This window comes from Clostridium sp., assembly GCF_016650035.1.
Taxonomy (GTDB): domain Bacteria; phylum Bacillota; class Clostridia; order Clostridiales; family Clostridiaceae; genus Clostridium_AD.
The window spans coordinates 52,824-75,105 of record NZ_JAENWM010000001.1 but is presented as its reverse complement, the minus strand read 5'-3'; the positions used below and the strand labels follow the sequence as shown (position 1 = coordinate 75,105).

The 22,282-nt window shown below is 33.2% G+C and carries 19 protein-coding genes and 3 pseudogenes; 5 read left to right on the top strand and 17 right to left on the bottom strand.

Going from position 1 to position 22,282, the window contains the following annotated elements; all coding sequences use genetic code 11:
* Window positions 1–33: 33 nt before the first annotated feature.
* From JJD95_RS00350 to JJD95_RS00335, 4 genes are all read right to left on the bottom strand, one after another.
* Window positions 34–1,965, bottom strand: a complete 1,932-nt coding sequence (locus JJD95_RS00350) for an OPT family oligopeptide transporter (RefSeq protein WP_291639195.1) — start codon at window positions 1,963–1,965, stop codon at window positions 34–36.
* 191 nt (window positions 1,966–2,156) lie between these two features.
* Window positions 2,157–2,690 (bottom strand): signal peptidase I, encoded by a 534-nt coding sequence (gene lepB / locus JJD95_RS00345; RefSeq protein WP_291639192.1) that lies wholly within the window; start codon window positions 2,688–2,690, stop codon window positions 2,157–2,159.
* A 179-nt stretch (window positions 2,691–2,869) separates the two neighbouring features.
* Window positions 2,870–4,123 (bottom strand): hypothetical protein, encoded by a 1,254-nt coding sequence (locus tag JJD95_RS00340; RefSeq protein WP_291639190.1) that lies wholly within the window; start codon window positions 4,121–4,123, stop codon window positions 2,870–2,872.
* 119 nt (window positions 4,124–4,242) lie between these two features.
* The gene (locus tag JJD95_RS00335; RefSeq protein ID WP_291639188.1) at window positions 4,243–4,980 is read right to left on the bottom strand and encodes a pseudouridine synthase; all 738 of its coding nucleotides are present in this window, start codon (window positions 4,978–4,980) and stop codon (window positions 4,243–4,245) included.
* A 167-nt stretch (window positions 4,981–5,147) separates the two neighbouring features.
* On the opposite strand from JJD95_RS00335, the gene JJD95_RS00330 reads away from it, so the two are divergent.
* From JJD95_RS00330 to JJD95_RS00315, 4 genes and pseudogenes are all read left to right on the top strand, one after another.
* Entirely contained in the window at window positions 5,148–6,566 is a 1,419-nt protein-coding gene (locus JJD95_RS00330; protein WP_291639186.1) for a peptidoglycan binding domain-containing protein, read from the top strand.
* A gap of 105 nt (window positions 6,567–6,671) precedes the next feature.
* Window positions 6,672–7,205, top strand: a pseudogene (locus JJD95_RS00325) (cupin domain-containing protein); the annotation flags it as partial.
* Window positions 7,206–7,268: 63 nt separating this feature from the next.
* Window positions 7,269–7,475, top strand: a pseudogene (locus JJD95_RS00320) (cytochrome b5 domain-containing protein); the annotation flags it as partial.
* Window positions 7,476–7,683: 208 nt separating this feature from the next.
* Window positions 7,684–8,043: a cupin domain-containing protein gene (locus JJD95_RS00315; protein ID WP_291639184.1), complete on the top strand. Its 360-nt coding sequence runs from the start codon at window positions 7,684–7,686 to the stop codon at window positions 8,041–8,043.
* 291 nt (window positions 8,044–8,334) lie between these two features.
* Here the strand turns inward: JJD95_RS00315 and JJD95_RS00310 are convergent, their stop codons facing one another.
* From JJD95_RS00310 to JJD95_RS00275, 8 genes and pseudogenes are all read right to left on the bottom strand, one after another.
* Entirely contained in the window at window positions 8,335–8,967 is a 633-nt protein-coding gene (locus tag JJD95_RS00310) for an HD domain-containing protein (protein ID WP_291639182.1), read from the bottom strand.
* 9 nt (window positions 8,968–8,976) lie between these two features.
* On the bottom strand, window positions 8,977–9,213 hold the full coding sequence (locus JJD95_RS00305; protein WP_291639274.1) for a nitroreductase family protein: 237 nt from the start codon (window positions 9,211–9,213) through the stop codon (window positions 8,977–8,979).
* Window positions 9,214–9,230: 17 nt separating this feature from the next.
* Window positions 9,231–10,133 carry a DsbA family protein gene (locus JJD95_RS00300; protein ID WP_291639180.1) on the bottom strand — a complete coding sequence of 301 codons (903 nt, stop codon included), beginning with the start codon at window positions 10,131–10,133 and terminating at the stop codon, window positions 9,231–9,233.
* Between the two features lie 53 nt (window positions 10,134–10,186).
* Window positions 10,187–10,624, bottom strand: a complete 438-nt coding sequence (locus JJD95_RS00295) for a MarR family winged helix-turn-helix transcriptional regulator (protein ID WP_291639178.1) — start codon at window positions 10,622–10,624, stop codon at window positions 10,187–10,189.
* 1,020 nt (window positions 10,625–11,644) lie between these two features.
* Window positions 11,645–12,217, bottom strand: a pseudogene (locus JJD95_RS00290) (NADPH-dependent FMN reductase).
* Entirely contained in the window at window positions 12,217–13,068 is an 852-nt protein-coding gene (locus tag JJD95_RS00285) for a pirin family protein (RefSeq protein ID WP_291639272.1), read from the bottom strand. Before JJD95_RS00285 ends, JJD95_RS00290 begins: the two are co-directional and overlap by 1 nt.
* 180 nt (window positions 13,069–13,248) lie before the next feature.
* Window positions 13,249–13,575: a MarR family transcriptional regulator gene (locus JJD95_RS00280; RefSeq protein WP_291639176.1), complete on the bottom strand. Its 327-nt coding sequence runs from the start codon at window positions 13,573–13,575 to the stop codon at window positions 13,249–13,251.
* A 715-nt stretch (window positions 13,576–14,290) separates the two neighbouring features.
* Entirely contained in the window at window positions 14,291–14,998 is a 708-nt protein-coding gene (locus JJD95_RS00275) for a helix-turn-helix transcriptional regulator (protein WP_291639174.1), read from the bottom strand.
* A 214-nt stretch (window positions 14,999–15,212) separates the two neighbouring features.
* On the opposite strand from JJD95_RS00275, the gene JJD95_RS00270 reads away from it, so the two are divergent.
* Window positions 15,213–16,409: a MalY/PatB family protein gene (locus JJD95_RS00270; protein WP_291639171.1), complete on the top strand. Its 1,197-nt coding sequence runs from the start codon at window positions 15,213–15,215 to the stop codon at window positions 16,407–16,409.
* 180 nt (window positions 16,410–16,589) lie between these two features.
* On the opposite strand, the gene rlmD is transcribed toward JJD95_RS00270, so the two are convergent.
* The 5 genes from rlmD to pfkA form a co-directional block, all read right to left on the bottom strand.
* Window positions 16,590–18,017 carry a 23S rRNA (uracil(1939)-C(5))-methyltransferase RlmD gene (gene rlmD / locus JJD95_RS00265; RefSeq protein ID WP_291639169.1) on the bottom strand — a complete coding sequence of 476 codons (1,428 nt, stop codon included), beginning with the start codon at window positions 18,015–18,017 and terminating at the stop codon, window positions 16,590–16,592.
* A gap of 149 nt (window positions 18,018–18,166) precedes the next feature.
* The gene (locus JJD95_RS00260; RefSeq protein ID WP_291639167.1) at window positions 18,167–18,535 is read right to left on the bottom strand and encodes a DUF1540 domain-containing protein; all 369 of its coding nucleotides are present in this window, start codon (window positions 18,533–18,535) and stop codon (window positions 18,167–18,169) included.
* Between the two features lie 90 nt (window positions 18,536–18,625).
* A complete protein-coding gene (locus JJD95_RS00255; protein WP_291639165.1) occupies window positions 18,626–18,985 on the bottom strand; it encodes a DUF1540 domain-containing protein in 360 nt (119 codons plus the stop codon).
* Window positions 18,986–19,205: 220 nt separating this feature from the next.
* Window positions 19,206–20,963, bottom strand: a complete 1,758-nt coding sequence (pyk, locus tag JJD95_RS00250) for a pyruvate kinase (protein WP_291639162.1) — start codon at window positions 20,961–20,963, stop codon at window positions 19,206–19,208.
* Between the two features lie 75 nt (window positions 20,964–21,038).
* Complete coding sequence (gene pfkA, locus JJD95_RS00245) at window positions 21,039–21,998, bottom strand: 6-phosphofructokinase (protein ID WP_291639160.1); 960 nt, start codon at window positions 21,996–21,998, stop codon at window positions 21,039–21,041.
* Between the last annotated feature and the right edge of the window lie 284 nt (window positions 21,999–22,282).

The following is a 22,282-nucleotide window of genomic DNA, read 5'->3' as shown; positions in this document are numbered from 1 at the left end:
TTATGTCTTAATTTAAATAATATATACTCTATATTATTTAACAGGAGTTTCATCTACTTTTATAGCAAACATGTAAATCCATAATCCTAATCCAAAGAATATAAGTGTAGAGAACGTTGCATTTCCTGCTAAACTTGGAATTAACTTAGCTCCAAATCCTATGTCAAGGCCTACTGTTGCAACTCCTGCAACAACTATACCCATCAGTGCGTCTCCTGCAACAATCCCTGATGCAAGTAGTATGCCTCTTTCAACTTGCGTCTTTTGTCGTGCTTCGTCTTTCTTAAATTTCTTTTCAACTGCTAATCTAATAATACCACCAGCTAGAATAGCTGAGCTTAAATGTATTGGCAAATACAATCCAAGTGCAACTGGAAGTATTGGGAGTCCTGCAAGTTCACAGAATACTGCAATTGCAATTCCAACATATACAAGGGCCCATGGAAGATCACCAGTAAGTACTCCTTTTATAACCATTGACATTAATGTAGCTTGCGGTGCAGCAACTTCTTTGCTACCTATACCGTAAGTGCTATGAAGCATTAATACTACTGCACCAACAACTGCAGCCGATGCAACTATTCCTAAAAACATACCTATTTGTACGTTTTTGGGAGTGCCTCCAATAACATAAGTTGTTTTTAAGCTTTGTGCAGTACCACCAGCAACAGCAATAGCAACACAAACTATACCACCTATAATAACGGCTACAACCATTCCTTTATCAGAAACATTACCTGTAAGCTTTAATACTGATGTCACAAATAGCAATGTGGCTATAGTCATTCCTGAAACCGGATTATTTGATGCTCCAATTATACCAACCATTCTAGCTGATACAACTGAGAAGAAGAATGAAAATACAACTACCATTATTGAACCAATTATACCAACATTAATTATTGGTAATAACCATGACAATAAAAATACTAATACTGCTACGCCTATAACCCAAGTTAGTGGCACGTCAACCTCTGTTCTTTTTTGAACTTTTGAACCAGCTGCTCCAATACCAGACATAGCTGACTTAAATGATTTTATAATAGTTGGAGCCGATTTCCCTAGACTTATAAATCCACCTGCTGCAACGGCACCAGCACCTATATATCTTATATAACTACTCCAAATTTCCCATGCTCCCATTTCACTAATAATCTTAACTGATGGAAATAATGGTGATTGAAGTCCATGCCCAACATACATTATTAATGGCATAAGTCCAAGCCATGCTACTACAGCACCACCAAACATATAAAGTGAGACTCTAAGTCCAACTATATAACCAACCCCCATGAGAGATGCTAATGTACTAAACCCAAATATTGTTCCTTGCATTGGCTTAATCGTCCATTCAGCTTCTTCAAGCCAGAATTTAAATCCCCCAGAAAATATCTTGTAAAGAGCTCCTGCTACAAGACCTGTTAATACTGTTTTAAATCCTGCTCCACCTTCACTGCCAGTTACAAGAACTTCAGCAGCCGCCATACTTTCTGGATAAATAAGTTCACCATGCTCTTCAACTATTAAGAATCTTCTAAGTGGTGAAACAAAGAATACTCCTAAAAGTCCTCCAAGAAGTGTTACAACAACTATAGTAGAAAGTTTTAAATCCATTCCCCAAAGAAGAATCGCTGGAAGTATAAATATAACTCCACCTGCAATGGATTCACCCATTGCAGCAATTGAAGCTACCATATTGGCCTCTAATATATTATTCCTTTTAAATAAACCTTTAAGTAATCCTGTAGCTAAAATTGCTCCTGGAATACCAGCTGAAACCGTTAAACCTACTTTGAGGCCTAAATATGTGTTTGCAGCCGCAAATATCATTGCAAAAATCATACCTATTATTAAAGATATTGCAGTTGTTTCTGGCATTGCTTGACTTGTTGGTACAAAGGGTAAATAATCGTCACCTTTAATACCGCCGTAAGCAGTACTGGAAAGTTTTTTGTTTTTCTCCATTATGTATCCTCCATTTCTCAAATATTCTATTAATATATATAGTTTGTTTAACCAATCTAAAAAAATACTAATTAATTTTTCCCAATTTTGAATTCAGCCATTATAAAGGTTTTGTCACTTTTAATAAATCATTTTCAAAAAAATGAAAATAGCAGAAGTATAAAATTGCATTTTATACTTCTGCTATTTTTTTATTTTAATTTTCCAAATCTACTAAAAGGACTAATTACGATTCTTGCTTTTCCCATTATATCACTCTCATCTATAAACGGTTGTTCCCAATATCTCGCATCTTTAGAATTTGCTCTATTGTCTCCAAGAAAAAAATAGCTGTTCTCTGGTACTTTAAATTTTATTCCTGCTTTCCCACCTGGATATAAAACATAACTCTCATCTGTTTTTGTTCCATTTATATATACTGATCCATCTTCCTTAATATCCACTTCATCATTGGGTAGCCCAATAAGCCTCTTTATTAAATCTTCCCCTGATTCATCATCGCCTAATTCATCAGAATGAAAGACTACTATATCACCGTGTTCAAGGTTACTTTTATTATGAACCCTTGTCACTAAAATTTTATCATTTAAATTTATGGTTGGGAGCATTGATCCCGTTGGCACCGTTACATTAAAGAAAATTAGCTTATTTATAATAAATGCTATTATAATAGCTGCAATTATAGGCAAAATCCAATCTTGAAATATCTTTTTTATAGTAATCATCGTTATCCCCTCTCAAATCTAATACATTAATATTTTATCACAATATTTATAATATATCAGTATTTATATTTATTCTATATGGATAATCAGGAAATTAATGATAACTTTTAATTTAACAAAAACCTCCATTGGGGTAGACACAAAAAAATCTAGCATTTATCATCATGCTAGATCCTCTACTATTCTTGTTTTCGTTGCGAAAAATGTTCCATAATTTTTGCCCAAATACGCTTTGTTTCAACAAATTCACTATAATGTTTCTCCACATTTTTATTATATTTATCTAGTTCAGCTAAGACATTCATAAACTCTGGCTTTCCGAAATAAGCACAGATTTTAGGTAGTGTAACACTGAGCTGTTCTCGCATATCTTTAATCTTTTCCGCGTATTGCTCTGGCTGAGTTATATATAGTAGTAATGGCTTATAACGAACCCATCCTATACATGCATTATAAAAGCGAGTGGTAATCTTATCTGAATCAGCTTTTATAAACTTCAATTTGATTGGAAGAACACCTTCTAAAAGATGATTATATGTTGAAAATCCATCATGAAATGTATAACATGGCACTCGCATAATCTTTCGATCACTTAGACAAGTACTTAAAAAAGTATCCTCTCCTCTAGCACCTGGCGGATTGTAAAACGGAAAAATACGTAGTGGTTTCGTAAGGTTAATACATAAATTAGCCCCTGAAATAAATTTAGAACGGTTTATTTCCTCCACCTCTATAGCACCTTCTCTGGTCAATACGTTTGTATCCGCATAAGTTACCCCGCCATTCTTCATAACATCTTTCAATTTGTCCCAGTTAACGATATCGTTACTAATAGCTTCAATAAAAGATCGGAAATCGCTTTCTGTCATAGTATCGTTAAACTCCATATATGGAATAGGGGATATGTAACCGCAGTGATTTCCGTGGGTCATATCCGCTTCGGTAATATATTTAAGGTGTTGTGCTATAACATGCTGACCTCCCCAAATTGCAGTATTCCTGGTATTAGTCACTGCCATCGGGTATTCGTCGTCATCAAGAAAAACTAGATAATCCATATCTTTTTTTATAGCGTTATACAGTACAGCATTACGCTGCGCCGCATAACCCTTACCAAAAATCATATGAATTTCATCAATATTCAGCACATTTTCCCTGATTAAATAGTCAATTTCTTCCTTTGTTTCCTCACTTCCTATAAACAAGCTACTATCAATATTCTTCACTAAATCTGGGTGTACATTAGTGTAATCCGTTATTTTTGTTTTACGATAAAAAAGATCATATGCAACAAAAAGATTTAAACTAATCCTTTTATTTGCTACAAGCCCAGATTCCTTCCAGTTTTTTATGTTAGTTCTCAGCACTTTTTGAAAACTCTTTCTACCTGTGGCAAACCCTATCGCTACTTTAATATCATTATTATCCTGCATTTGATCACTCCTTATTCAGATAAAATTCATGTAAAATTATTGCTATATTATCATTATAGCATAATTAATACACAAAACCCTAAAAATAGGGACTACTATTGATTTAGAAATACTTTACGCTATTCTCCCAATACCTTCCCAATTTCAACCTCTGTAAGGGCTCGATACTGACCTTTTTTAAGCGATTCATTTAACATTAGCCCTCCAATGGAAACCCTTTTTAAATACACCACATAACAACCTACTGCCTTTAACATACGTTTAACTTGGTGCTTACGTCCCTCTGAAATAGTAAGATATCCAGAAACAACAGGCTGGTTATAATGATTTGAATCTAGCATTCCACATTTTTGTACTTCTATTTTTGCAGGCTTCGTTTGTGTTTCACCTTTCCCCATGCATATTCCTTGCTCTAACTTCATCCTATCTTCCTCATCTAAAGAACCCAAAGCCCAAAACAAATAAGTTTTGCAAACATGCTTTTGGGGGTACATTAATTGATGTTCAAATTCACCATCGTTGGTAAGGAGCAACAATCCTTCTGTATCTTTATCTAATCTTCCAACATGAAATACTCCATTCATGTTCACATCATCAAAAAAATCAAATACTGTTTTATTAACAGTATCCACTCTTGCAGTAATGTAGCCCGCAGGTTTATTAAACATATAATATACTTTTCCAGTATATTCGACTACTTTTGAAAGATACTCAATAACATCAGAACTTTCATTAATTTCTATGGCATGTTCTGTTATCACTTCTCCATTTACCGTAACCATACCTTCCTTAATATAGTTCCTAACATTTTTCCTCATTCCAACTGATGATTCAGCTAAAAATTTATCTAATCTCATATTTCACAACTTCTCCTGTTTTTTCAAATTATTAGTGTAGCAAAGTTTACTTAATATAATTATAACATCCTAATTAGAATTTATAAAAATATTTATTTAGTCTGCTTTACATTCCCTATATATTGTAATATGATTAACATGCAATATTATATTAAAAGAGGTGTCTTATGGAAACACAACCAGTAAAACGCAATAGGTCTAGGATGAAAACGCTACCAATAAAAGGTAATAAAATTATAAGGAATATTATAATTTCTATTACTATTTTTCTTGTTCTATATTTTAGTATGTCAATATATTTTAACACTCATTTTTATTTTGGTTCTAAAATAAATAACATTAATGCTTTTGGTAAAACCGTAGATCAATTAGATAAATCACTAGCATTAAAATGTGAATCATACACACTAGAACTTATAGAACGAAACGGTGTGACTGAGCAAATTAAGTCTGCTGACATTGGACTTAAATATAATGCAAAGGAAAAAATTCAAGATTTAAAAGACAAACAGCAATCTTTTAGGTGGATTTTTTCGCTCTTTAACACAAAAACTTCAAAAATAGATGGCACTCTAACCTATGATGAAAAACTATTGAAAGAACGTTTTGATAAGCTGTCTTGTTTTGATAGCAAGAAAATAATTGAACCTAAAAATCCCAGCTTTAAATATTCAAATAAGGTCTATGTGATTGTAAATGAAGTTATTGGAACTAAAGTAAATAACAAACCTTTTTATGTAAATGTAGTAAATGCAATTCTGGATGGAGAGGCAACAATAAATTTGGATAAGGAAAATTATTATATAAATCCAAAATATACTTCAAGTTCCAAAGAGGTTATAGACACTAAAATTTTGCTTAATAAATATATAGCTTCAAAAGTTACTTATACCTTTACTGGAGGCAAAGAAGTTTTAGATGGTTCTATAATTCATGATTGGATTAAAGTTGACGAAACCCTTGCAATTTCATTTGATGAAACTAAAATGAAAAATTATCTAGCTAAAGTGGACGATAATTATGACACATATGGCAAGCAAAGAGAATTTGCTACATCATACGGAACAACGATAAAAACTAGTGGCGGCGATTACGGATGGTTAGTTGATCGCAAAGGAGAAGTTGCAGATTTAATTATGACTATAAAAGCTGGACAAACCCTAGCAAAAGAACCCCATTATCTCCAAACCGCAATAACTCATGAAATTAATGATATTGGGGATACATATGTGGAAATTAATTTGACTAAGCAGCATATGTGGTTTTATAAGAAGGGCAAGCTTATAACAGACGGAGATGTTGTTACTGGTAATGTAAGCAGAAAATTTCAAACACCGGTGGGTGTTTATAGCATACTATATAAAGAAAGAAATGCTACATTAAATGGAGAGGGTTACAGTACGCCTGTGGCTGTATTTATGCCATTTATTGGTGGCATTGGAATACATGATGCAATTTGGAAAAAAACCTTTGGTGGGAATATATATTTAACAAGGGGTTCCCATGGTTGTATAAATTCACCACCTGCTTTAGCACAAAAAATATTTGATAATATTGATGCTGGCACTCCTGTTGTTTGTTATTAACATTGATTAAATTACCTGGCGGATATGGTATTCCTGTGAACAGAATCACATTTTCTAAACATATATCATATGATAATTTTATAATAATATAAAAGGAATAACTATATGTATAATTTTTATGAACCATATCCTTATTACATTAACACACCAATGTATACCTATAGTGATGAAACAGGATTAAGTACAAGATCTGATTCTTTACAATCTGCAAATGATGATTGTTTAACTCGATTAGAAGACTATGGCCCAGAACCGTTTGTTATTAATATTGATGAGGCTACTAAGCAAAACAGTACTTATCGTACCGCTTTATGGACCGGAAATTATTTGCAACTTACCTTAATGAACATCAATGTTGGGGAAGACATAGGACTCGAGGTTCATCCAAATCTTGATCAATTCATACGTGTTGAAGAAGGTCAAGGACTTGTTAAAATGGGTGATACTAAATATAACTTGGATTTTCAAAGAAACGTCTATGATGGTTTTGCGTTCATCATACCTGCTGGCAAATGGCATAATCTAATCAATACAGGTGATACCCCACTTAAATTATACTCTATTTATGCACCACCTCAGCATCCACCTGGTACAGTTCATGTAACTAAAGCAGATGCAGAAGCTGATGAGGAGCACCATGGCAATTACTATCAAAAGGGACAAAGAGCTCTTAGGCAAACCAAGGAATTTACCGAAAGTGAACTTGCTCAGTATGATGGTACTATGGGAAAACCTGCTTATGTATCAGTTAATGGAATTGTATATGATGTAAGCGACAATTCAAAATGGAGCGGGGGTATGCACTTTGGCTTAACTGCTGGTAAAGATTTAACCTCACAGTTTGAAAGTTGCCATGGAGTATCAAGCATACTAGCTAAGCTTCCTAAGGTTGGTGTGCTAAAAGCGTAAGTAAAAAAATTCTATAAAATAAAATGGGGTAACTTAAATACTAAGCTATCTCATTTTGTTTTTATACTCTAGTATTTTCCTTTTCCAATTGTAAATTTAATAAGTATTAACGCAATAATTGTTATTGACAGTAACAAAACTAATAGGTTACTATTAAGCTAGTATAAAAATGATATAGTATACTAAATAATTTTTTTAGGGGGATTATATGATAGTATCAAATGAAAAATATGTGAAAGTTTCTCAGATCAGTGCTCCAGGTTATGCAAACATTGTTGGAAAAGTATTAGTTTCTTCTGAAACAGGATGGGACGATTATGTTATGAGAGTTTTTCAAGTAAGTGAAAACGGTTACTCCGGAAGACATTCACATGATTATCCACATATTGTTTATACTCTTGAAGGTACAGGAACATTGTTTTTAGACGGAAAGGATTATCCTATTGAAAGTGGATCATTTACTTTTATACCTCCCAATAAGGAACATCAACTTTCTAACAAAGGAAAAGATGATTTGAAATTTATTTGCATTGTTCCTAAAAGAGGGCATCTAGGATTTGATGACTAATAGAAATAATTTAATTAATAATAAACTATTTAGAAGCGTAAGATAAAAAGAGCAAGGCACTTTACGGAATTATAACGTAGAATGCCTTGCTTAATTTTGCGCTTAGATTATAATGAGATTTTTATAACCCCTCCTACCCTAAAATACGTTGTTTTCACTAGTGTGAGGGAAAATAAACGCACAAAAAAAAGGGGCATAATGCCCAAAGCCTTTGCTACCAGCCTATTTCCTCTCTATCCTCGCAACGCACTCCACGTGGCACGAGAGGATAACTGTATTTTGAGCTTTCGTTCAAATAATCTTTAGCCATAAATTTACTCTACTAAAATGATTAATCAATACTAATTTTATCTGCAACTGTATATCGTTGTGTCTTATATTAAGATAGGACAATAGAAAATAGGGTTGATTAACTAACTTAAGTAAATGTTCTAAAATTATAGGGTCTACAAGATGTTTGATTGAATTTAGATGGTCTATAAGCCTGTGGTGCATTTCAAAAGTAATCTCTTCTGATAGGTTTTTTTTATATTCCTGAATCTTTAAATCTAGAAGGTTTGCAAGTAAAATGATTTTAGCCATTAAATGTATTTTATCATTTGTTAAGCCATTTATTCCTGTCCCATTTGAATACTCATGGTGGTATTTAATCGCATCAATAGAATTTTGGCTCAAATTTAATCTTTTTGCTGTTCTTGCACCAATTTCTGAATGACTTTTTATATTATAATGTTCATCAGCCCCTATATCATGTAGCAAAGCAACATAATAAAGTTCACTTAACCTTTCATTGCTTAAATTTAAACTCTTTCCGATCAAAACTGATGTATACGCTACATGTTTTGAATGAGAAAAATAACTGCCCTCTGCAATATCAAGTGCATAGGATAAACCTTCTATTAATGATTTTTTAGATACATTCATAACTCACCTCTAATAATATTTCACAAAATCTCTCGCTGGTTTTCTAAATCCTCTAATTTTTGCGCTATCACTTTCAGCTTTACCCATTGTTATCATTAGGACAGGCATCTCATTTTCTGGAATGTCTAGAGCAAGCGATAATTCATCCGATTTAAAGTAATTCATTGGACATGTATCCCAACCTAAATCTTTTGCAAGGAGCATAAACATCATTGATGATAGAGAGGCATTTAATAAAACAAAAATATTCTTAATTTACTTAACTATACTGCGCATATTCCAGTGATGATATCACATGATGTTGGATTGTTCATGGCTTCGATAAAGCTACCATTCCCTGCTGCTACTTTTCTACAAAGATTTTTTTCAATTAATTGTTCTAATAACTCATTAACTTCTACTTCGTTTAGATCAAAACTTAATTGAATTTCAACTGGTGCTACACGACCATACTTCCTAATAAACATTAGGAGATTTTCTTCTGTCTTTTCAGGAACTGTATCAATAATTTCATGATTGGTCACTGATTGGATTATAGATTTAAATGCTTCAAATCCTTGAAAGCTTTTTATAAGCATTTCTTTTTCGCCATATCGAATTAAAAAAGCTGGAAATCCAGAAACACCATATTTGCGCGTAGTTTGTAAATCTTTTTTGAATTCAGTTTCTGCAGAGCCATCTTCAATTCTACTTATAAATTGTGCAATATCCAAACCTACTTCTGAAGCTAGTTCGATGAGAATTTCTTGCTTATTTGTCTGTTTCGCTTCTGACGCAGATGCTTCTCTCATACGTCTGAGGAATTTGTCTGCTAGTTGTTGATTCTCAAATTGAGCTGCTTTAAAAGCGATATTTTGGGGATAAGTTGATGGATGGTCCTCTGAAAACAACTTAAACCCTTCTACTTTTACTGGCATCCCATGTCTTGATGATGCTCCAAACCAGTGCTTTGCAATTTCTTGATTAGAACGTTCTGCGTCACCACCAATGTGGTTATAACTATCATAAAAATCACGAATGTCTTTGACCAAGCCACCCATAACATATTTGATTTTCACCTGGTTGCCAAATCTTGTTTCGATTTTTCGTAAAATGGGTTCACTCCCCCAACACCAAGTGCATACTGGGTCTGTAAATTCAATTATTTCTAGTTTTTTCTTTTCCATAATTCGCTCCTTAAATTCATTACTAATTAGTAGTATATATGTAAAAATAAGGCCTATTTGATTTTTTTCAATAGGCTAATCAATACATTTTTCTCACCTCCCGTTAAGTTGCCGAAGCTTTTTTCAAGATCGTCTAAATGTTTTGGAAAAATACTTTGTATACTTGTCTTACCACTTTCAGTAATTTCAATGATGTAAGACCTCTTATCTTCAGGATTAGGATATCGTTTAATCAGTCCTTCTTTTTCCAAATTGTTGATAACTACAGTCATATTACCTGCTGTAGATAAGATTGATTCAATAATTTGACCAACACTTAATGGCCCTTTGTGATACAACACTTCTAGTACTGCAAATTGAGCAGTTGTATGACCTCCTTCTCTAAAAATTTGTCCTGACCGTTTATGTACTGTTTGTGTTGTTCTGCTAAGTGTAATCAACACTCTTAAGTTCAAAGAATTCAAATCATCATAATTTGTTTTGTTTTTCATAAGCACAGTTTACTACTAGTTAGTAGTATTGTCAAGATGTTCTCTTAAAGTCTCGTATACCACATACCACAAAATGGGTCCGATTAGCTATTTCCTTTATATTCACTTCTTTCAAGAAGTTTATCCATGACTGCATATTAATTTGATTCATTAAACTTATATGCGTTTACAAATGTTCGAATACGTGGCGTGGCACGTCAATTAAATAATATGTCACCACGTTGAATGCTTCCTTGTACATTAACATCTATATCTTCTTAATCAGTTATTATAACTAGCATAATTTTATTTCCTTTTTACACTTGTTCTAAAATCAATTCTTTCTATTATTGCAATAATCCCTTTCATATTATTGGCTTGAACTCTGTCCATAACCTTAATATCTATTATATCAATGTTTGTATATGCATTAAATCAATTTGTCAGTGCATCTACAGTTAAACGCTACATATCAACTAAATAGTTGATCCCCATCGAATATGGGCTCAGCTTCCCTTCCACATGTGAGTTTGTCTAATGATCTAGGTATAAACGATATCTATCTTCCCTTCTAAATATGCCCTAAAATAATCCCTCCCTATATCTTTAATATTCGACATAAGAAGGGATTTTCATGTAATATTTAATAATTGTTAGACAAACTCATGAGTCGAATATTTTTGAGACAGAAATTATTATTAATATAAAGCAAAAAGATCATCCAATCTATTACTTAGCCTAAGCGACCTTTTGATATGAAACTTTAATCTCTGGGGTATTTCCTTTGAGCGATAGACGAGATTGATTCAACTTACTAGATTGCAGGTCGCAGCTTGCTGCATTTTGCGATATTGATTACCCTAATATTAATATCGATTTTCTCACGACCTTTTAACTTAAGATTAAGAATATCTAATCTAGTTGATTTTAGAGAGCAATTTGAAGATACTTATCTAGTAGCAAATAATCTTTTTTACTTTGAAACGCAAAAATAGATAAAAGGACTAAACAAATTATATTTATTGCCATTGTAGTGATTTGTTAACTATTTAAGTTTACCATAACTCGCGCCAACTCGTTACCAAGTTTTAGCACTGATTTTTGGTGCCTTTCTTCAATAAGGAAACCATCTGCACTGAATGCTTTACTTGCACTTGGAACTGATTTTTGATCAGGCAAAACAATCACCCCCATGTTTGATAACAACATTCTTAGAAATACAAGGCCACGACTTCCTCCTAAAGCACCCGGCGATGCGGACATAATAACTGCCACTTTGCCTTTATATGCTGAGTAAGTTGCCTCGTCTTCTGATTCTGCTCTAGATGCCCAATCAAGTACATTTTTCAACAAAGGAGAAAATGAGCTGTTATACTCCGGTGATGCAATCATAATTCCATCATGCTCTAAGAGTAGCTTTTTAAACCTTTGAGCATTCTGAGGCATTCCTTCATCAGCTTATAAATCACCATTATAAAGAGGCATAGGATAATCAGCTAAATCTACTACTGTGACAATAGCCCCTGCTTCTATAGCTCCTTTTGCAGCTATTTTAATTAATTTTTTGTTAAACGATTCTTTCCTACTACTACCTGCAAATGCTAGTATTTTCATTATATATCCTTCTTATTTGGGTATTCAACGGTTCCATCAACATATTTTGCAAAACGTACCTGGTTAACATCATGATATATTTCTGAAGATGAAAATGGCCATCCACCAAATTTTGTTTCTTTGTAGTCTTTAAAAGCCTGTGCGATTTCCTCATCTGTTGTCATAACAAAAGGTCCATGACTAACAATTGATTCAAGGATTGGTTCAGCTTCGAGAATAAGTACTTTAGCAGGTGTTGAACCTTCATTTATAATAACTGTCTCTGTTTCAGCAGTTAAGAAAGCATAACCCTTATCTGTAAAAAGTTCCTTCTCAACACTTAGAGCTTCACCATCGTAGAAATATAGTGACCTATTCATTGTAGCATATGCTTCTGGAATGATATAAGATGCACTAGGTTCAAGTTCAAGCACCTGAATAGAAAGGTGATTCTTCTGATTACTTGCCCATGAATTTTCTGGAGGTGATGGAGCTACTTTACCTTTTAGCTCTCCAGCAAAAAGTGTGATTTTCACTTGTAAGCCAGCATGATCAGTAACCGTTATGACTGGTATTTCTTCACACCAAAGCATTTTATAATTCGGCTCCACCATACGATGTTCACTATCTAAGCTCAGCCAAATCTGAAAAAGTTCTAATCTATTCTCACGATCCGTTGATAGCAGTGGAAACATTTCCGAATGTTGTAAGCCTTTACCTGCAGTCATCCATTGAACATCACCATTGCTGTATCTGCCTTTTGAACCTAAACCATCAACATGATCAACGGTTCCTTCTAACACAACGGTTACCGTCTCAAAACCACGATGAGGATGTGCTGGGAAACCAGGTACATCTTTACCATAGTACATATGCCAGTTGGCCTGTGTATCAAAGTCACCATTCCTATTGTATTGTCTTTTAATCGAAGGTCTTAAATTGCCATCTCCTGGAGGGAAATGGTCAATATGGTGCATGGTTGCCACAAATGGATTTTGTGTTTTTAGTGAAAATTCTATTTTACCTTTTTCAATAATCATATCTATTCTCCTTTATGATCTTTGACGAATTTCGCGAAAAATTTCTATCAAATCTACCTTTTCTTCATCTGTTAAAACTTCAAACTTCTCTGTAAGCAGTTGATCATGGGTAGGCAGCACTTCCATGATTTTATCTCTTCCCTTTTGAGTTAATCCAATCCTACTACATCGTCGGTCAGACTCTACAGCGGTCTTCGTAACGAACCCCTTTTTTATCAAATTATTTATGACATAAGGCACATTTCCAGGCGTACTTAAAATGAGTCTTTGAATTTCGCCAACAAGCAGTTCTCCTTTTGAATTTAATACTTCCAATACAGCAAATTGTGTCTGCGTCAAATCATAATCATTACATAAGAGACCGACTTCACGTTGAAGAAAATTGGCAATACGGCTAAACCCTATCATTAAGCTGGCATCTGTTTTACTCAGTTTCGACATAATACGTTCCTCCATACAATACATCTACATAGATTTATTGTACATCTATGTAGATGTATTGTCAAAATTAATTATTGACCTCACAACTACTTCCATGTATGTGGTTTATGATTAAAGTTCACACAAATACCCAAACAAATTCCAATTATATACACAAAAAAGGACGTTGATCATCTACACTAAAGATAACCAACGCCTTTTCTAGCAATATTCCAATCCCTGTTGCTGTCTTATTACTCTTTTTTTATCAGTCTCAAAACCGATTCCACATGTGTCGACAATTTAAACATATCCACTGGCAGAACTTCATTTTCTTTATATCCGCCAGCTTTAAGTCTCTTTATGTCTCTTGCAACTGTTGATGATTTACATTATAAATATATTGTTTTCTTTGGATTCATAACTAGTTTCATTAGCATTATACTCAATAAAGTAACAAGTTAAGTGCCAGGGAAAGCTCCGAAAAGTACAACTTCTCATTGGATGCTGCAAGATTGATAATTCTCCTTGCATTTCAAATTCGTCCAACAAGTATGAGGTCTCCCTTGTTTTCCATTACATTTTTCCCTTATATTCACATTCTAAAAATCATAAAATTCATAGTTTGGTTTTATTATATCACTGTAAACATATTAAATATCTTTATCAGCCTAATATCTTCTTTTGAAATCCTTAGTTGCTTTATTAAATCATCATCCTCTTTAAGAGGATTTTTAGACAGTAGCATTTTAACGGAAATCGGCATGAACGGCCGAAAGGACACTCCAGAGCCAAGTCCCCATTTCACATCAGACTCTAGGAAAGATGCTAGAATATTTATAGTAAATGTTTCCACTTGAGTCGCCTGATTAGTCAAACTGATACGTGTGAGCGAATCGAAATGCTCAGTGTAGCCAACATATGTGTTCTCACAGTTTTGATATTCACTATAGTCTTTCACATTCATATAAAGCATCGTATGAAGTCTGCTTGTATCCTCGTTTTTGACTATATCTATCACACTTTTAATTAGCTGATTATTTCGTCCATCAAAAATATATGTATAATACCTATTTGCATTTTTAAAATTACCCGTAGGTTCATTTTCATAGAGAGTCTCAATGTTATTTTTAGCTATGAATAACAACTGCATGACCTGAATATTAAGCACATCTGCAATATTATATAAAGTAATAATATCAATTGATATTTCACCCTTTTCATATTTTGAGACAGTCGCCTTACTTTTGTTTATGGCAAGCCCAAGCTGCGACAGGGTTAGTCCTTTTCCCTTTCTAAAATTATGGATTTTATAACCAACTTCTACATTTATAGGATTCATAGATTTCCTCCTTGTATCGTTATATGATACTTTTCCATGAAACTAGTTTGAATTTAAATTTTGTAGTTATATTCTATCAAATTAATACGATAAATTCCACTTATCAGATACTTTTATATAAAATAGTATCGCCTTGATAAATTTTATCACTTTGATTATTTGTATATATAATGCCATAATGAAATTAACACTTACATAAAAGGGAGGCTTTTTAATGAAATATAATTTTGATGAAGTCATAGAACGTAGGGGCACAAACGCCATGAACACAGACGGTTTTCGCGACTATATTTTTAAAGCTCCAAAAACTATGGAGTTTCCATACGCAGATGATGAATTTATACGCATGTGGGTAGCTGATATGGAATTTGCAACGCCAAAGGTTGTTATCGATGCTGTGAAAGAAAGACTAGATAAACGTATTTTGGGATATTCAATGGTTTTTGATCCACAGTACTATGAAATTTTTTCAAAGTGGACTGAAAATTTCTACGATTGGACTTTTGAAAAAAAACATTTGAAAACTTCACACGGCGTTATACCTGCTCTTTTTGAATTGATTGAGTATATCTGCAAGGCCGATGAAAAAATTCTGATAATAACACCTTCATATGCATATTTCAAACATGCAGCTGATTTCAATAACATAGAAATAGTTACGTCTGACCTTATAAACTCACAAGGTGAATTTACTATGGATTTCGAAGACCTAAAGTCAAAAGCAAAAGATCCTAAGACTACACTTTGTATATTCTGCAATCCACATAATCCTACAGGACGTGTTTGGACTGAGAAAGAGCTAAAAACTTTCGGAGATATCGCCATAGAAAATGATCTATTTGTAATATCAGATGAAATCCATTGTGATCTTCTACGAGCTGACAAACAGCATATACCACTTGCCAAGCTCTTCCCTGAAAATAATAAAATTATAACTTGTATGGCTCCAAGTAAAACGTTCAACCTAGCTGGCATGATGTTCGCAAATATAATAATTCCAAATGATGAAATACGAGAAATTTGGAACGTTCGTCATTTTGGAATGGAAAACCCACTAAGCATAGCAGCCGCACAAGCAGCCTATGAGCACGGACACGAATGGCTGGGCGAACTTAATCTATATCTCGATGAGAATTTTAAATTTACTAAAAATTACCTTGACGAACACTTGAAAGAAACTAAATTTAAGATTTCTGAAGCAACATATTTAGCCTGGGTAAACATAGGGCCATACTTACCTGATGAAAAGGAATTACCACTCTACTTTGCAAACAACGCTGGCGTTCTACTAGAAGGCGGCGATATGTTTGTAGATAATTCTGAAGGCTTCATTCGTCTTAACTTAGCCTGCCCCCGCGCTACACTTGCAGAGGGATTAAAGCGTATCAAAGATGCAGTACTAAATAAATAATTCAATTTACAGAATTTAATACTTTTCTGTAAATGAAAAAAATGCTTCGCTTTAACATCTTCTACTTTTAGAATTAATCTATTTCTACACTTTATTATATAAAACGCACCTAAAATACCCATCACAAACCACCAAAAAACTCACCAATTAATATCAAAAATTGGTGAGTTTCCTCTAAATTCATATTAAATTTTCAATATGCCACTTGCCACGTGGGTGGCACCGCTCTATCCTCGCCACGCACTCCACATGTGCCGTCTGTGGAAACATATCAACTGGTTGAATCTCTAAAGTCTTATATCCCAGTTCATCTAAAATTCCCAAATCCCTGGCTAAAGTCCCTGGATCACAAGAAACGTAGACTATAGTTTTAGGTCCCATACTACTTATGGCTTCTAAAAGAATTTTATCGCATCCTTTTCTAGGTGGATCAACAACCACCACATCAGCTTGTACTCCCTCACTAATAAGCTTTGGAATAATCTTTTCTGCCTCGCCTACTATAAATTCTGTATTATGTATATTGTTTTCACTTGCATTTATTTTAGCATTTTCAATAGCTTCTGGTACTATTTCTACGCCTAATACCTTTTTAGCCTTCTTAGATAAAAATAGTGATATAGTACCTGTACCACAATAAGCGTCAAGCACCACTTCTCCACCACTTAAATTTGCATACTCTAGAACTTTGCTGTAGAGTATTTCAGTTTGAATTGAATTAACTTGGAAAAACGATAGTGGAGATACCTGAAATTTAAATTCTCCAATATAATCAGTTATAGTATCTTTTCCCCATAATGTAACGCAGCGTGACCCTAATATTACATTTGTTTTTTCACTGTTTATATTTTGTACTATACTGACAAGCCCTTGAATCTTTTTAGTCATTATAGCTATAAATTCTGCGCTTTGTGGAAAGTTCTTACCACTTGTAACCACTACCACCATTATTTCTCCTGTTTTAAAACCTTTTCTAATCATAATATGGCGAATTGACCCCGTATGATTTTCCTCATTATAACTTTGTATATTAAATTCACTCATCCATTGTTTTGTAAGCTTTACCACAACATCTGCTACTTTATCTTGAATATGGCAAGTTTCCATATTTACTATGTCATGACTTCTCTCCGCATAAAATCCAATACGTACCTCTCCATTTTTATTAGATACAGGTAATTGAACCTTATTTCTATAATTATAGGGATTCTCCATTCCCAGTGCTTTGTGTATTATAACATCTTCTAATTTTCCTATTCTATTTATGACCTCTTTTACCCTATTAGTTTTAAAATCCAATTGCGCATTATAATCCATATGTTGTATATTGCAGCCTCCGCAGCTTTTATATATACTGCAAATCGCCTCTACTCTGTTAGGTGATGATTCAATTATCTCTAATAATTTACCAAAAGCAAAATTTTTAGAAATTTTAACAATTTTTATTTTAACCTTTTCCCCTAAGATTGCACCAGCTACAAAAACAGTGAAATTGTCTATCTTACCTACCCCTTCACCCTGGTATCCCATGTTATCTATATTCATTATATAATCCACGTTTTTCTCAACTGGAATAACATAATTATCAAATTTTCTCTTACTTTTCATATTTTCCATCCTCCAACTCTTACTTATAACTATTAATCTACATTATTCACTACCACAGATAAATCAGCGGTAGTGAATAAAGCCTTTACTCCCACCCTTGAAACAGTGAGATTAAAGGCTTTTATCGTAAATATAATATTTAAACAAACTTATTTTTTTAATTTTTCAAAAGTATCACAATGTGTTTTTACATTATCTAAATCTCTTACTTCTTCAATTAAAACATTTTTTGCTTTACATATTTCTTCCATATTATGAATACAATTTATAGCTTCACATCTAACCCTTGGATTCATTACTATAGATTCATTATTAAATGCTTGTTTAAATTCACCCACTACATTATTATTCAGTACATTAGCTAATGAATTCTTTAATCCCTTATGAGAAAAGGTTTTACACCTTGTTGACTCACTATTATTAGCAGTTAATCTTAAAACATGAATAGTAATCGCCGAGCATATCCCAGATATGTTGTTGACGCAATCTCTTGCATTACAACTTAGTGTACCCTTCATGGTTATCCCTCCCACTATTTATTATTATATTTTATAGCTTGTAATTTATTATACTATAAAACAAATATAATAAACAGGAAAATACTTTGACTATTCTTTAAATGTCTCACATTGTGTTCTTCCACTTGTAATAGCACCGATTCCACTGACCATAACATTATCAGCAGCACACAAATTATTTTCATTATGAACACAACTTGTGGCATCACACCTAATACTTGGGCTCATCATTATAGATTCACTATTAAATACTTGTTGAAATTCCCCAACGATATTATTATTCAGTACATTAGCTAATGCATTCTTTATCCCCTTTTCAGCAAAAGTTTCACACTGCGTTTTCTCACTACTATGAGCATTTGACCCAAAAACATTGATAGTACTCGCTGAGCATAATCCAGACATATTATTAACACAATTTGTTGCAGTACAACTTAAAGTTCCACTCATGTACATCGCTCCTCACACTTATTTTTAATTATAGTTTGTAAGTTTAGCTTTTTTTATACTAAGAGTTGAATAATTAAGGTAACTACTGCACAATAATTATAGAAATAAAAAAAATAGCACCATGTAGGTGCTACAAAATAAATCAGTTGCCAAATTGTTTTATTCGTATTTATAATTATAACCATAATTGTTTAAATTATACATATTTTAAACAATTACTTTATTTAGTATTAGCTCTACCACTATACACAATTCCCCTAGATGTATTTATTGTTATAAAGGAACCAGTTTTAATAATATCAGATGCTCCCTTTGCATTATATATTATTGGGATTTCTTTTGTTGTGCATATGATAAGAACATTTACACTAGGTTCTCCTTCTTCCACAATAATTCCTGAAACTTTATCTATTATATCCAGATAATCATTGGTTAATTTTTTCACTACTAGAATATCGCCATCGCTTACAGTATCATAAGCTTCTTTTGAAGATTTCACATAATGAGCTGTTCCATAGGCTGATTTACCTATATTACCTTTACCTTGAAGTAATATATTGCCAACAATATGAACCTTCATCATGTTTGTGCTCCCCACATAATTCACTGGAATTCCAGCAGCAATAACTACTAAATCTCCTTTTTCTACGATGCCTGACTGTAATGCAATTTTAACAGATTTATCTATAAGCTCATCAGTAGAGTTAGATTTTTCTGTACATATTGGAATTACACCCCAGTTTAATGCGAGACTTCTAGCAACCTTTTCATAAGGAGTAACTGCTATAACAGGGCATTCCGGTCTATAAGTTGAAACTTTTCTAGCCGTATTACCACTTTGGGTTGCAGTAATAATAGCAGAAGCATTAAGCTCCATAGCTGTACTGCAAGTAGCTAAACTAATAGCATTTGGTACGTTAGGGATATGTTGTTTTCTTTTTTTCTTTAAATTTTGTGCATAGTCAAGATGCTGTTCAGCACTTTGTGCTATTTTAGACATTATCATTACTGTCTCTATTGGATACTTACCACTAGCAGTTTCACCACTAAGCATTATAGCATCTGTACCATCAAATATAGCATTTGCAACGTCCGAAGACTCTGCTCTTGTTGGCCTTGGATTTCTCATCATAGAATCTAACATTTGAGTAGCTGTTATAACTGCCTTTCCAGCAATGTTACATTTTTCAATAATCATTTTTTGAACAATAGGGACTTCTTCAGTAGGAATTTCAACTCCTAGATCTCCTCTTGCAACCATAATACCATCAGAAAATTTAATAATATCATCGATATTATTAACCCCTTCTCTATTCTCAATCTTAGAAAATATTTGTATATTTTCTCCGCCATTTTCATAAAGTACACGTCTTATATGAAGTACATCAGCAGCTTTCCTTACAAAAGATGCTGCAACAATATCAACTTCCTCCAAAGCTCCAAATTTTAAATCTTCAATATCTTGTTCTGTAAGTGCGGGCAAGTTTATTGAAACTCCAGGCACATTAACTCCCTTATGGTTACCTACCATACCAGTATTTGCAACCTTACAACTAATTCTTTTTCCTTTTATTTCTTCAACTACAAGTCCAACTAAACCGTCATCTATTAAAATAGTATCATTGACTTTAACATCTTTATATAATCCCTCATATGTTACTGAGCAAATAGTTTCATCTCCAACAACTTCCTCACCACAAACAACTGTAAATTTTGCGCCTTCTTTTAATTCAACTTTACCAGCAGCAAAATTTCCTGTTCTTATTTCCGGTCCTTTAGTGTCTAATATTATAGCAATATGCTTGTTAAGTTCTACTCTCAGTTCTTTTACTAAATCCATTCTTATTTTATGTTCTACATGATCGCCATGAGAAAAATTATGCCTTGAAGCATCCATTCCCTCTTCAATTAAACACTTTATAATTTCCCTATTATCACTAGCTGGTCCTACTGTACATATAATTTTTGTTTTCTTCATAAATTACTCCCCTTAAGAATATTTTTTTTAATTCATCATTTGATAAGTTATTTTAACATTACCTTAATATATAATTTAATAAGAAAGAATCTTTGATATATTATAAAGTTCCTCATCAAATACTCTAGGTATGTCTAGTGCCGTATTAATGTCTTCATCAATTATTTTACCATCTCGCATACCAATTACTCTTCCTGATTTACCTTCTATAAGCACCTCTACAGCTGCTACTCCCATTTTTGAAGCTAACATTCTATCAAAGGCACTTGGACTTCCACCTCTTTGAATATGTCCAAGTATTGTAGCTCTTGATTCAATTCCTGTTATTTCTTCAACTTGATGAGCAAGCTCAATTGCTCCGCCTATACCTTCAGCAAGTATTATTAAATTATGCATCTTACCTCTTAACTTACCTTCAAATATACCTTTGCATAAATCATCAATTTCATATCCTTTTTCAGGGATTATTACACTTTCAGCACCGCCACCAATTCCAGCATATAAGGCTATATCTCCACAATTTCTTCCCATTACCTCAACTATGCTAATTCTTTCATGAGAACTTGAAGTATCTCTAATTTTATTTATAGCATCAAGTACTGTATTTAATGCTGTATCAAAGCCTATAGCATATTCAGTATAAGACAAATCATTATCTATAGTTGCAGGTATTCCAACAGTTGATATACCCATCTCTGATAGGAATTGCGCTCCTTTGAAAGATCCATCTCCTCCAATTACTACTAGGCCATCAATACCAAATACTCTTAACACATTAGCTGCCTTTGTTCTTCCTTCTTCATCTTTAAATTCTTCACAGCGAGCAGTTCTAAGGACAGTCCCACCTTTATGAATTATATCTGAAACTGAATGTCTATTCATTTCAAAGATTTCACCATTTATAAGTCCACTATATCCTCTTTTTATTCCCATAACTTTTATACCTTTATAGATTGCCATTCTAACTACCGCTCTAACAGCTGCATTCATTCCTGGAGCATCTCCACCGCTTGTTAATACCGCAATTGTTTTCATAAACATTCCTCCTTGTATTTCTTTAGATAATAAAACAATTATAAATTCTTATTTTCTCATCGCTTTTTAAGTTGCAAAACAATTATTACTTATTTTAATCCTTGTCCCATAGGGATAAAATTCGTCCCACTATGGTTGTAATACGCCCCCATCATATGAAAAATACTCTTATACTCTAATATTATACAAAATTATCGAAACATTCAATGTTTTATACAAATAAATAATAAATTTTTATAAACTACCATACTATTATGGCGTTTTAAACCTTTTAATTGCTACAA